Genomic DNA, 12,211 nt, shown 5'->3' on the forward strand with positions numbered 1-12,211 from the left:
TGCCGGTGTGCCTCCCCCCGGCACACCGGCAACGCGGTTACTGGCTCAGGCGGGCATCGAGGGTGATGGAAGGGACGGCTGCCAGGGCGGCGGACACCGGGCAACCGACCTTGGCTGCCTGCGCATGGGTCTGGAATTCTTCCTCGGTCAAGCCCGGGACGGTGGCGTTGAGCGACAACCGAATTTCGCTGATCTTGGCGCCGTCGCTGGTGTCAAAGTCCACCTCCGCGGTGGTTTCCAGCCTCTCGGCGACGTGTCCGGCGCCCTTGAGGATATTGCTCAGCGACATCGAGAAACATGTGGCATGGGCCGCGGCAATCAGTTCCTCCGGGCTGGTCTTGCCCTCGGCCGCCTCGGTGCGGGCGCGCCAGGTAACCGGGAATGTGCCGATGCCCGAGGTCTCGAAGGTGGTTTCCCCGGTTCCGGAGGCCAGGTCACCGCTCCAAACGGTGCTTGCGCTTCTTGTGAATGCCATGGTGATGACTCCTCTGATTTGCAACGAGACGAAGGCGAGCGCCCTCAAGGCCCATCCTAGGGGCACCGGCTGGGGAACCAAAGAGACCCTGGGGAACGACGAAGCGGCCTGCCACCAGCATTGCTGGTGGCAGGCCGCCTGTGCGTCGGCAAGAATCCGGCTGGTGCCTTCCGGGTGGACTAGACCCAGAGGGTGGCCACGGCGATGGCGATCAGGGCGGTGCCGCCGGTCCCGTGGGCCAGTCCGGTGGGAACCTCAAGTCCGTTCTTGATCTTCTTGCGGCCCAGCAGGGCTGCGACGAAGACGCCGATGGCCAGCAGGAGCTTGACGCCGATCTTGATGTTGTTCACTTCAAGATCACGCATCTCGAGCATGCCGACGAGAAGCAGCCCGGTCACCAGCTGGGCGATGGATCCGTACCACTGCCAGATGTTGACCGTCGGGGTCTTGAAGTTGGCGAGCCAGCCGCCAAAGATTGCCGCTGCACCTAAAACGTGCAGGAATACCAGGATTGCAGTCAAAAAGGTCATGCCGCAAGCCTAATGGAAACTGCACACCATCAAGAATCTGCCCGGCCGAAGGTGGCGCAGGACATAGCAAAGGGGGCACCCACCGCCAAAATGCAGTGGACGCCCCCTCCAACCAAGTCCTAGAGACCCAGGTCTGCCTGGAAGGCACCTTCTTCAAGGCGAGCCTTCAGCGTCTGCAGGAAGCGACCTGCATCGGCGCCGTCGACCAGGCGGTGGTCGTAGGTCAGCGACAGGTACATCATGTGGCGGATGGCGATGGTGTCGTCACCGTCGGCGTCGGTCACGACGACCGCACGCTTCACGATGGAGCCGGTGCCCAGGATGGCGACCTGCGGCTGGTTGATGATCGGGGTGTCGAAGAGCGCGCCGACCGAACCGATGTTCGTGATCGAGAACGTTCCTCCGGACAGCTCGTCCGGACCGATCTTGTTGTCGCGGGTGCGCTTTGCCACGTCGGCGATCTTGCCGGCCAGGCCGGCAAGGTTCAGGTCGCCGGCGTTGGCGATGACCGGAACCAAAAGGCCCTTGTCGGTGTCGACCGCAATCGCCAGGTGCTCGGCATTGTGGTAGGTGATTTCCTGCTTGGACTCGTCGTACTCGGCGTTCAGCTTCGGGTGCTGCTTCAGCGCCTCGGCCACGGCCTTGGCGATGAACGGCAGGAAGGTGAGCTTGGAGCCGTTGACGGCCGCGAACTCGTTCTTGGCGGCGTTGCGCAGCTTGGCGACGCGGGTCATGTCGACCTCGTGGACCTGGGTCAGCTGGGTGGAGATTTCCAGCGACTCGCGCATGCGGCGGGCAATGACCTGGCGGATGCGCGGGGCCTTGGCGACGGTGCCGCGCAGCGAGGACGCCACGACGGGTGCCGCTGCCTTGGCTGCCGGTGCTGTTGCGGGAGCCGAGGCTGCTGCGGCAGGGGCGGTCTTTGCCGCGGCAGCGGCATCGACGACGTCCTGCTTGCGGATGCGACCGCCAACGCCGGTGCCGGTCACGGTGGACAGGTCGACGTTGTTCTGGTTGGCCAGGCGGCGAACCAGCGGGGTGACGTAGCCGTCGTTGCCTGCGGCCGGAGCTGCGGCCGGTGCGGTTTCCTGGGCCGGGGCGGCCGGGGCGGCCGGGGCGGCAGGTGCTGCCGGGGCGGCAACCGGTGCTGCAGGAGCAGGCGCGGGAGCGGCGGCGGGTGCAGCCGGAGCCGGTGCGGGCTCGGCGGCAGGGGCCGGTGCTGCCTCGGCAGGGGCTGCGGGTGCAGCTGCGCCGGCGGCACCGATGACGGCCAGGACGGCGCCGACCTCGGCGGTCTCGTCTTCCGGAACGCGGATTTCCAGCAGGACGCCGGCGACCGGAGACGGAACCTCGGTGTCGACCTTGTCGGTGGAGACCTCAAGCAGCGGCTCGTCAACGGCAACTTCTTCGCCCACGGCCTTGAGCCAGCGGGTGACGGTGCCTTCGGTCACGGATTCGCCCAGTGCCGGGAGGGTGATCTCGGTGCCGGATGCGGCTTCTGCCGGTGCGGCAGGTGCCGCCGGTGCAGCGGCGGGTGCCGGTGCCTCGGCGGGTGCGGCAGGTGCCTCGGCAGGTGCGGCAGGTGTCTCTGCGGCCGGGGCTGCTTCGGCAGGTGCCGAGCCGGAGCCCGAGCCATCACCGATGCGAACCAGTGCGGCTCCAACTTCGGCGGTCTCGTCTTCGGCGACGAGGATTTCCTCGATGACGCCGGCAACCGGCGAAGGGATTTCGGTGTCAACCTTGTCGGTCGAAACCTCCAGCAGCGGCTCGTCGACCTCGACGCGGTCGCCGACCTGCTTGAGCCAACGCGTAACGGTGCCTTCGGTGACGCTTTCACCCAAAGCGGGCAAGTTCACGGTTTCAGACATCTTGTTCCCGTTCTCCTAAAACTAAAAAATTTGTGTGCGAGAGATCCGCGGTTTCCCGCACATCCCGTTTGGAGGTCAGTGCCTCCGAGCTTAGTGCACCGGGCACGCGCACCTCGTGGTGCGCGTGCCCGGTTAAGCATTTGTGACTAACCGTGCAACGGCTTGCCGGCCAGGGCCATTGCGGCCTCGCCAAGCGATTCGTTCTGCGTCGGGTGTGCGTGGATGAGCTGTGCCACATCCTCCGGGTAGGCTTCCCAGTTCACGATCAGCTGTGCTTCGCCGATCTGCTCGCCGATGCGGCCGCCGATGCCGTGAACGCCCACGATCGGGCCGTTCTTGACGCGAACCATCTTGATCAAGCCGGAGGTGCCCAGGATGGAGGACTTGCCGTTGCCGGCCAGGTTGTACTCGGTGGTCTCGATCTGGTCGTCGCCGAACTTGGCCTTGGCGGCCGGTTCCGAGTAGCCAACCGAAGCGATCTCCGGTTCGCAGAAGGTGACCTTCGGGATGTTGATGTCCTCGACAACCACCGGGTTCAGGCCGCCGATTTCCTCGGCGACGAAGATGCCGTGCTGGTAGCCGCGGTGCGCCAGCTGGACGCCCGGGACGATGTCGCCGATGGCGTAGATGTTGCCCACGCCGGTGTGGCAGCGCTCGTTGGCGAGCACGAAGCCGCGGTCCATCGGGATGCCCTGCTCTTCGTAGCCCAGGTTCGCGGTGACCGGGCCGCGGCCCACTGCCACGAGCACGATCTCGGCTTCGAGGACCTTGCCGTCGGCCAGGAAGACCTTGACGCCGTTGGCGTCCTGCTCGACCTTTTCGAAGAAGACACCGGTGTTGAACTTGATGCCGCGCTTCTTGAAGGCACGCTCCAGGTTCTTGATGATCGCCGGATCCTCGTTCGGAACCAGCGAGGGCAGGCCCTCGACGATGGTCACCTCGACGCCGAAGGACTTCCACACGGAAGCGAACTCGACGCCGATGACGCCGCCGCCGAGCACGATGGCGCTCTTCGGGAGGGTGTCCATGTTCAGCGCCTCGGTGCTGGTGAGGATGCGTCCGCCGATTTCCAGGCCAAAGGTCTTGGACTCGGAGCCGGTGGCGAGGATGATGTTCTTGCCCTTGTACTGCACGCCATCGACGTCGATGGTGTCCTGGGAAACCAGGCGGCCGTTACCTTCGATAACGGTGACCTTCTTCATCTTCAGCAGACCCGTCAGGCCCTTGTGCTTGCCGGCGACAATGCCGTCCTTGTAGCTGCGCACTGCACCCAGGTCGATGGAATTGAGGGTGGTGTTGATGCCGTACTTCGCACCTTCGCGAGCGTTCTCGGCCAATTCGGCGGAGTGCAGGTACGCCTTGGTGGGGATGCAGCCGGTGTGCAGGCAGGTGCCACCGAGCTTGGCCTTTTCAATCAAGCCGACGGTGAAACCCAGCTGGACGGCGCGCAATGCTGCCGAGTAGCCGGCGGAACCGCCACCGAGAATGAGGATGTCGAATTCTTGCGTTGCTGCCGATTCGGCCACGTGAACGCTCCCTCGTTATGAGTTGTGGCCGACGTCATGGACGGCCAGGGGTCTGTTGGGGGTGTACCTGCAAACCCGGGTCGGGGCTCGCACAAATACGGTGATGCTAGTGATCTATCAGGATTACCTTATCCCCCCGAAACGCGGTCGGCCACATACGGTGAGACAGATTGCCCGTGCCTGTGACCGGTTGCACAGTGGCGGCGGCCCTTCCTTGCTGGTGAAGGGCCGCCGCCGCATGCAGCCGCGGATTCCTACTACAAGAAGTAGAAATCCATGGGGGCCGGGTGGCTTCGTGCCCGCTACTTGGCGGAGGACATATCCTCGGCCAGTGCCACCAGGGTGCGCACCGAGGAGCCGGTGCCGTTCTTGTGGGTGTAGCCGTAGGCTGCCTGCTCGTTGAACGCCGGGCCGGCGATGTCCAGGTGCGCCCACGGGATCTTGGTCCCGTCGGACTCGCCGACAAACTCGTTGAGGAACACCGCGGCGGTCATCATCCCGCCCATGCGCTCACCGATGTTGGCCAGGTCGGCGACCTGCGAATCGATCGTGGGACGCAGTTCCTCGGGCATCGGCATGGCCCAGGCGGCCTCGCCGGCCTTGTCGGCGGCGGACACCACGGCGTCGCGAAGGGTCTCCTCGCCCATGACGCCCGCGGTGCGCAGGCCCAGGGCCACCATTTGTGCGCCGGTCAGCGTGGCGACGTCGATGAGTGCATCGGGCTTCTCGGCGCTGGCGGCCACCAGGCCGTCGGCCATGACCAGCCGGCCCTCGGCGTCGGTGTTCAGCACCTCGACGGTCTTGCCGCCAAACATCGTGATGACGTCGCCCGGGCGGGTCGAGGCGCCACCTGGCATGTTCTCGGCCAGGCACAGCCAGCCGGTGACCTTGATCGGCAGGCCGAGCTCGGCAATGGCGACGATCGCCTGGAAGATGGTGGCGGCGCCGGCCATGTCGCACTTCATGGCGTGCATGCCGGCGGCCGGCTTGATGGAGATGCCGCCGGTGTCGAAGGTGATGCCCTTGCCCACCAGGGCCAGGTGCTTGGCGGGCTTGGCCGGGGCGTATTCGACCTTGACCATCCGGGGCTTGCGCTCGGAACCGCCGCCAACTCCCATCAAGCCGCCGTAGCCGTCCTTTTCCAGCTTCTTGTCGTCGAGCACGGTGACCTTCAGCGGCAGGCCCTTGGCATTGTCCTTGACCGCCTGGGCGAAGGACTCCGGGTAGAGCACGTTCGGGGCGACGTTGACCAGGTCGCGGGTCGCGCGCACTGCGCGACCCAGGATCGCGGCGCGCTTCAGCGCGGCCGGCAGGTCCTTGTCCGCGGAGGCCGCGGTGGCGATGACGGCCTCGCCCAGCGGCAGCTTCTTGGCCGGGGTGGAGCGGTGGTTGTTGAACTGGTAGGCGCCCAGGGCCACACCCTCGGCGATGGCAGCGGCCTGTCCCACGGTGGCCGCGGGCAGGGCGAAGAGCACGGTGGGGACGCCGGCGAGCTGGCGCGTGGCGGAGCCGGCGGCCCGGCGCAAGGCCTCCTCGGTGAGCGTGGATTCCTCGAAGGCGCCCAGGCCGGCGAACGCCAGGGTCTCGGCCTTGGTCTCGGCGGTGGCAGGCAGGCGGACCAGTTCATCTGCGGCACCGGTGATGTTCAGGGCGGCCAGGGAACCCTGGAGGGATTCGGTGACCTTGGCGCTGAAGGGCGAGGCCACCAGAACCGGACCGTCGGTGCCCTTGGCGACGCCAAGAACCAGTGCGCCGGCACTGATGCGCTTGATGTCGGTGGAGACAGCGGTCAGCTTGAGATCCATGGAGTTGATCACGAAACGATTCCTGTTCGTTGGTTGTGTACATGCACGTCGAATGCCCATGCACCGAAGGAGCCGAAACGGCCGCGTGTTCCCGGGGTTCCCGGGACGCAAACGCCGATTGGCCTTTATCGATCGTATCGCTGAGACCGAGCCCACAGCGCATCGGTGTGGCAACCGGCCTAGAATTGGAGACGGGCCACGGGAAGAAAATACCTTCCGAAGAGGTTGACCACGTCAGTAGGCAACCGAACGAATCATCTTTGGGTTCACCCGGCCCCGCACCTGCCCCCGGCTTTCTTGTGGTTTGCACCGTACCGATTCGGGTGCTGCGGCAAGGAATAGGCGAGGGCCGCACGAAGGCCTTGGCCGTCGGTGGCGGTGTGGCCGGCGGAACCCATGACGCAACCTGAAAGGAGCAGCGGCAATGCTTGACCCCCAATCCCTGATCAGGTTCGAAGACCACGACCTGGATTCACTCGAACTTCAGGGCCTTGACCTGCTCATTGGCCTTCGCGGCCACGCCGATGCCGGACACGCGCTGTCCCAAGTCCGCACCGAACTGCTGGACTCGCTCGAACCTCGGCTGATCGCCTCCTTCGACATCGACCAGCTGATCAACTACCGCGAACGACGCCCCCAGATTTCCTTCCTTGGCGACCACTTCGCCGCCTACCAGCCGCCGCGCCTGGAACTTTACCGGCTGACCGACGGGCTGGAACGGGACTTCCTCTTCCTGACCGGGCCCGAGCCGGACCTGGCCTGGGAACGGGTCACCGCCGCCGTCGTTGCCCTGGTCAAGGCCTTCAACGTGCAGTTGGCCGTTTCATTCGACGCGGTGCCGATGCCCGTTCCGCACACCCGCCCGCTGGGCGTGACCGCCCACGGAAACCGCATGGACCTGATCGAGGGGATCTCCACCTGGACCCCCACTGCGGAGCTGCCGGCGAGTCTGGCGGCCCTCATCGAGGTCCGGTTGATCGAGGCGGGGCGCGACGCGGTGGGATATTCCATCCACGTGCCGCACTATCTCTCCGAGGCCGAATACCCCCAGGTTGCCGTCGGCATCCTGGAATACGTGGGTGCGGCCATGGAACTCGGCCTGCCCACGGACCGGCTGCGCGAAGCCGGCCGCAACCTCGAATCGCAGATCGCCGAGCAGGTTGCTGCGACCCCGGACGTGGCCCGGATGGTGGAGAACTTCGAAACACGCTTTGACCAGCACATCCCGGAAATCGAGCGGCGTTCGCTGCTGGTGACCGCCGATGCAGAGGTCCCCGACGGCGAAGAACTCGCCCTCGCCGCGGAGGCATTCCTCTCCGGCTTCCCCGAACAAGGTGGCACGGCTGCCAAGGAATCCTAGTGACCAAGGCCGAACACCTCGACTCCGCCCGATCATGGGTGGTGTGGGCAGCCAGCCTCGGCGCCTATCTCATTGCCGTCACGCAGCGCACCAGCTTTGGCGTGGCCGGATTGGAGGCCACCGACCGCTTTGACGCCTCGGCCTCGATCCTGGCCACCTTCTCGGTGGTGCAACTGGTGGTCTACGCCGGGCTGCAGATCCCCGTGGGCATCCTGGTGGACCGGTGGGGCCCGCGGGCCATGATCACCGGGGGAGCGGCATTGATGATCGTCGGCCAGTTCCTGCTGGCCATGGCCGATTCGGTCGCCTCCGGCCTGGTGGGAAGGTTCTTCGTCGGGGCCGGGGACGCGATGACGTTTGTCTCGGTCATCCGGCTGCTGCCCATCTGGTTCTCCGGCTACCGGATTCCCATGCTCACCCAGGTGACAGGCATGATCGGGCAATTGGGCCAGCTGCTCTCGCTGATCCCGTTCGTGGCGCTGCTTCACCTGTGGAGCTGGACCCCGGCGTTCCTCTCCCTGGCCGCATTGTCCGTGGTGGGCTTTGCCCTGGCGCTGGTGTTGGTCAGCAACGGGCCGCGCACCGACGAGGCGCCGCCGGCACCGGTCAAGGCCCGGACGCTGCTGGCCGGCGCCTGGCGGGAACCGGGGACCCGGCTGGGATTCTGGACGCACTTCACCACGCAGTTCACCACCAACGTCTTCCTGCTGACCTGGGGTTACCCTTTCCTGGTCTCTGGCCAGGGGGTCAGCCCCGCAGTCGCCTCCGGGCTGCTGTCGATCTTTGTGGTGGTTGCGCTGCTGGCCGGCCCGCTGCTCGGGGCTGCCGTGGCCCGCCATCCCCACCGGCGCTCGGCGATCGCGTTCAACGTCATCGGGATGATCGCACTGACCTGGCTCGTGGTTATTCTCTGGCCCGGCCGGGCACCGATCTGGATGCTGGTCATCCTGATCGTCTGTGTCGCCTTGGGCGGACCGGCGTCGATGATCGGCTTCGACTTCGTGCGGACCTTCAATCCCGCCCACGTCATCGGCACGGCAACCGGGATCGTGAACGTCGGCGGGTTCCTGGCCGCCTTGGTCACCGTCTACGTGGTGGGTTGGCTGCTGGACATCCAGCAGCGGGCCGCCGGTGCCGGCGCCGAACTCTACAGCCTCGACGCCTTCAGGTGGGCGCTGTCCTTCCAATTCGTGGTGATGCTTGGCGGCATCATCGGCATGGTGGTCACCCGCAACAAGGCCCGCCGGGCCATGGCCCTGCGCGGCGAATACACGCCGCGCAGCCAACGACGCCAAGGCAACATCTCCGGGAACCAGTAGCAGATCTCCCCCGGTCCCGCCGGCACCAACGGACGGTCCCTCGACTGTTCCGCACACGCAGCAGGGGCCCGGGAACCGCGGCATCCACAGCTGCCCGGATGCCCCCTGCCGAACCCTGCACCACGAGGGAAGCATGGTGTGCATGACTACTACGCCTTCAGCTTCCAGCTTTTCCCTGGCCAGTCCCGAAGAGGTCTTGGCATACATCCCCCACGCCTTGGGGTTCTACCCGCGCAACGCGGTGGTCCTGTTGATCATGCAGGGACAGGGCCTGGCCGCCACGCTGCGAGTGGACCTGCCGCGGCCCGAAAACGGGCAGGACCAAGCTGTCCAGTGGGCAGAGCAGCTGGTCCAGCTGGTGCACAAGGTCCCGGAGGCCACGGCGGTGTTCATGGCCCTCTACACGGGGCAAACCCCGGGGGACGGGCATGACTCGCTGCCCAGGCACGATCTTGTCCGACGGCTCGCCCCCGCCCTGGTGCGCTCCGGGATCCACGTTCGCGATGCCTGGAACGTGGGCGCCAAGCGCTGGCACAGCTATTTCTGCGCCAGTGAAAACTGCTGTCCGGCGGAGGGCTTTGACCTGCCGGACCTGGCGCTGACCGAGACCCACCTCAGGATGGTCGTGGCGGGATCGGCTCCCGAAGAGACCATTTGGGACGGCAGCGGAGTGGCTCCGTGGTCCAACAAGGCAACCATCCGGCAGTACGCGGGGATCCTGGTGCAGGAGTACGACGGAAAGGTTCCGCGCGAAACGCTGATCCGGGACTGGGCCCAGCTGCTGGAAGCCGATCCCGTGGTCGCCGAACGCAGGATGCGCACCGACGAGGCGTTCTGTGCCTCGCTCCTGGTATCGCTCGACGACCGGATGGTCCGCGATATCCTTCCCTTCCTGGCCGGACGTGGCGCGGTGCGTGCTGTCGAGGCGTTCAAGGAGGTGAGCCGGGCCGAAGACTTCGGGCCGGCATCCCAGGACTTCTCCGATTTCCTGCTGGGCACCTCATCATGCACCCCGGACTGGGCCCGGATCGATCGTCTCTGGTATTTCTGCCGGGACCTGCTGGGAATCGCCGAGGGCACGGAGGCCTCGGCGCTGCTGTGCCTGCTGGGATGGATCAATTGGGCCAAGGGCAAGGGAAGTTCCGCGCTGACGCTCTTTGCCGCGGCTCTCGGGAAGGACCCGGAATACCGGCTGGCACTGCTCATGAAGAAATTGCTGGAAACCGGCGAGATGCCGGGATGGGTGGCCGATCCGCAGCGCGCCTGGCGGTTGCGGCTGGAAGGCCAGCTCAGCGCCTGAGCCGCACAGACCGGTGCCGGTCGGGCCCATTGCATCCCGCACGTGGGCCAAATGAATCCCCGCGTGGTCGAAACGTGAGAGACTATTAACCAACAGACCCGGTTGGGTTCGTGCTCCATGGCTATCAAGCCAGCACCATCGAGGTTCTCGATGGGAACAAATGGCGGGAAAAAGGCGTTCCACTTATTGGACCCTGATTCCCGACTCGCCTTTATCCGGCGGGACGCGGACTTGACAGGGTCATAGTGGTGTTACCGGTAGGTGGCATCGCGGACGAACCGTGAGAAAGGTATTTCGTGTCTTCTGAGACGACCACCAATGGCAAGGCAGCAAGCGCTGCCGCCGATCCGCAGGATGCAACTACGGATAAGGCAGCTGCAAAGCCGGCTGTCGCAAAGGCCGCCACCGCGAAGAAGCCTGCCGTCAAGCGGGCTCCTGCAAAGTCCCGTGCCAAGGCCGCGAAGGCCGACGAGGAAGTCGAGACCGACGAAGTCGAGACGGACGAAGATGCCGAGGAAACCCCCAAGGCCCCGCCGGTTGACGAAAACTCCAGGGGATTTGTCCTCACCGCGGACGAAGACGATGCCCCGCAGCAGCAGGTCATGGTCGCCGGCGCCACCGCCGACCCGGTCAAGGACTACCTGAAGCAGATCGGCAAGGTTGCCTTGCTGAATGCCGAACAGGAAGTCGACCTGGCGTTGCGCATCGAGGCCGGGCTCTTCGCCAATGAGAAGCTCGTTGCCGACACCGGCAACAAGATGGACAAGCGCCTGCGCTGGGACTACGAGCAGATCGTGCATGACGGCAAGATCGCCAAGAACCACCTGCTCGAGGCCAACTTGCGACTGGTCGTGTCGCTGGCCAAGCGCTACACCGGTCGTGGAATGCTCTTCCTTGACCTGATCCAGGAAGGCAACCTGGGCCTGATCCGTGCGGTCGAGAAGTTCGACTACACCAAGGGCTTCAAGTTCTCGACCTACGCCACCTGGTGGATCCGCCAGGCCATCACCCGTGCCATGGCCGACCAGGCCCGCACCATCCGCATCCCGGTGCACATGGTCGAGGTCATCAACAAGCTGGCCCGCGTGCAGCGCCAGATGCTCCAGGACCTGGGTCGCGAACCCACCCCGGAGGAGCTGGCCAAGGAACTGGACATGACTCCCGAAAAGGTCGTCGAGGTCCAGAAGTACGGCCGCGAGCCGATCTCCCTACACACCCCGCTGGGCGAGGATGGCGACTCCGAGTTCGGCGACCTCATCGAGGACTCCGAAGCGGTTGTCCCGGCCGATGCCGTGTCCTTCACCTTGCTGCAGGAACAGTTGCACTCGGTGCTCGATACGCTCTCCGAGCGCGAGGCCGGTGTCGTGGCCATGCGCTTCGGCCTGACCGACGGCCAGCCGAAGACGTTGGACGAAATCGGCAAGGTCTACGGTGTGACCCGTGAACGCATCCGCCAGATCGAATCGAAGACGATGTCGAAGCTGCGCCACCCGTCGCGGTCGCAGGTCCTTCGCGACTACCTCGATTAAGCACCCGGCCCCAGGGCCAAGAAAAGGTGCCGGTGTTGCACCCAGCGTTGCTGGGTCGACACCGGCACCTTTTGTTTCCCCCGGATGATGCCACTCACCAAGAGGTGCTTGGCACACGTGTTTTTCGGCTTAACGCCCGCGGGACCCCGGCGCGATGCCGGGGTCCCGCTGAAGGGGTCGATGCGGCCGGTGGCCGATGACCCGATTAGTCCTCGTCGTCGTAAACGGGCTTCTCGTAGAGGCGAGCCGTTTCGTCTTGCCATTCATTGGTCAAGGGGCGCAACTTTTCTTCCACGGCTCGTGCGTGGTGTCCGCAGAAGAAGAGTTCACCACCGGAGGTCTCCAATACCGCGCGCACGAAAGCCTGTGCACCGCACCGGTCGCAACGATCGAGTGCATTCAGCTCTCGGGTTACCGTCGTCGTTGTCATGATGACCTCCTTATTCGATGTGTATCCAATACAACCAGCTATCCGGCCGTTTTCTTCTTGAATAATTGC

Annotated in this window: 10 protein-coding genes; 4 read left to right on the plus strand and 6 right to left on the minus strand. The window is 65.3% G+C overall.

Annotated features, from left to right (window positions below; translation table 11 throughout):
- Positions 1–37 precede the first annotated feature (37 nt).
- The 5 genes from J2T21_RS11335 to J2T21_RS11355 form a co-directional block, all read right to left on the minus strand.
- Positions 38–475 carry an OsmC family peroxiredoxin gene (locus J2T21_RS11335; protein ID WP_307581482.1) on the minus strand — a complete coding sequence of 146 codons (438 nt, stop codon included), beginning with the start codon at positions 473–475 and terminating at the stop codon, positions 38–40.
- 179 nt (positions 476–654) lie between these two features.
- On the minus strand, positions 655–1,005 hold the full coding sequence (locus J2T21_RS11340) for a hypothetical protein (RefSeq protein ID WP_071213481.1): 351 nt from the start codon (positions 1,003–1,005) through the stop codon (positions 655–657).
- A gap of 119 nt (positions 1,006–1,124) precedes the next feature.
- Positions 1,125–2,873, minus strand: a complete 1,749-nt coding sequence (gene sucB, locus J2T21_RS11345) for a 2-oxoglutarate dehydrogenase, E2 component, dihydrolipoamide succinyltransferase (RefSeq protein ID WP_307581483.1) — start codon at positions 2,871–2,873, stop codon at positions 1,125–1,127.
- A gap of 146 nt (positions 2,874–3,019) precedes the next feature.
- Entirely contained in the window at positions 3,020–4,399 is a 1,380-nt protein-coding gene (gene lpdA / locus J2T21_RS11350) for a dihydrolipoyl dehydrogenase (protein WP_307581484.1), read from the minus strand.
- A 302-nt stretch (positions 4,400–4,701) separates the two neighbouring features.
- On the minus strand, positions 4,702–6,216 hold the full coding sequence (locus tag J2T21_RS11355; protein ID WP_307581485.1) for a leucyl aminopeptidase: 1,515 nt from the start codon (positions 6,214–6,216) through the stop codon (positions 4,702–4,704).
- 412 nt (positions 6,217–6,628) lie between these two features.
- Between J2T21_RS11355 and J2T21_RS11360 the strand changes: the two genes are divergently transcribed.
- The 4 genes from J2T21_RS11360 to J2T21_RS11375 all read left to right on the plus strand — a co-directional run bounded on the left by J2T21_RS11360 (position 6,629) and on the right by J2T21_RS11375 (position 11,712).
- Entirely contained in the window at positions 6,629–7,564 is a 936-nt protein-coding gene (locus J2T21_RS11360; RefSeq protein WP_307581486.1) for a proteasome assembly chaperone family protein, read from the plus strand.
- The gene (locus tag J2T21_RS11365) at positions 7,564–8,883 is read left to right on the plus strand and encodes an MFS transporter (RefSeq protein ID WP_307581487.1); all 1,320 of its coding nucleotides are present in this window, start codon (positions 7,564–7,566) and stop codon (positions 8,881–8,883) included. The genes J2T21_RS11360 and J2T21_RS11365 overlap by 1 nt, the downstream gene beginning before the upstream one ends.
- Positions 8,884–9,025: 142 nt before the next feature.
- Positions 9,026–10,183: a DUF4192 domain-containing protein gene (locus tag J2T21_RS11370; protein WP_307581488.1), complete on the plus strand. Its 1,158-nt coding sequence runs from the start codon at positions 9,026–9,028 to the stop codon at positions 10,181–10,183.
- Positions 10,184–10,479: 296 nt separating this feature from the next.
- Positions 10,480–11,712 (plus strand): RNA polymerase sigma factor, encoded by a 1,233-nt coding sequence (locus J2T21_RS11375; RefSeq protein ID WP_071213474.1) that lies wholly within the window; start codon positions 10,480–10,482, stop codon positions 11,710–11,712.
- Between the two features lie 205 nt (positions 11,713–11,917).
- Here the strand turns inward: J2T21_RS11375 and J2T21_RS11380 are convergent, their stop codons facing one another.
- Positions 11,918–12,142 carry a DUF7455 domain-containing protein gene (locus tag J2T21_RS11380; protein WP_071213473.1) on the minus strand — a complete coding sequence of 75 codons (225 nt, stop codon included), beginning with the start codon at positions 12,140–12,142 and terminating at the stop codon, positions 11,918–11,920.
- Between the last annotated feature and the right edge of the window lie 69 nt (positions 12,143–12,211).

This window comes from Paeniglutamicibacter psychrophenolicus (assembly GCF_030812255.1).
Lineage (GTDB): Bacteria > Actinomycetota > Actinomycetes > Actinomycetales > Micrococcaceae > Paeniglutamicibacter > Paeniglutamicibacter psychrophenolicus_A.

Excerpts from the sequence above, each read along its gene's own strand:
- J2T21_RS11335 (WP_307581482.1), bottom strand. The coding sequence starts at position 475 with ATGGCATTCACAAGAAGCGCAAGCACCGTTTGGAGCGGTGACCTGGCC.
- J2T21_RS11340 (WP_071213481.1), bottom strand. The coding sequence starts at position 1,005 with ATGACCTTTTTGACTGCAATCCTGGTATTCCTGCACGTTTTAGGTGCA.
- sucB (WP_307581483.1), bottom strand. The coding sequence starts at position 2,873 with ATGTCTGAAACCGTGAACTTGCCCGCTTTGGGTGAAAGCGTCACCGAA.
- J2T21_RS11360 (WP_307581486.1), top strand. The coding sequence starts at position 6,629 with ATGCTTGACCCCCAATCCCTGATCAGGTTCGAAGACCACGACCTGGAT.
- J2T21_RS11370 (WP_307581488.1), top strand. The coding sequence starts at position 9,026 with ATGACTACTACGCCTTCAGCTTCCAGCTTTTCCCTGGCCAGTCCCGAA.
- J2T21_RS11380 (WP_071213473.1), bottom strand. The coding sequence starts at position 12,142 with ATGACAACGACGACGGTAACCCGAGAGCTGAATGCACTCGATCGTTGC.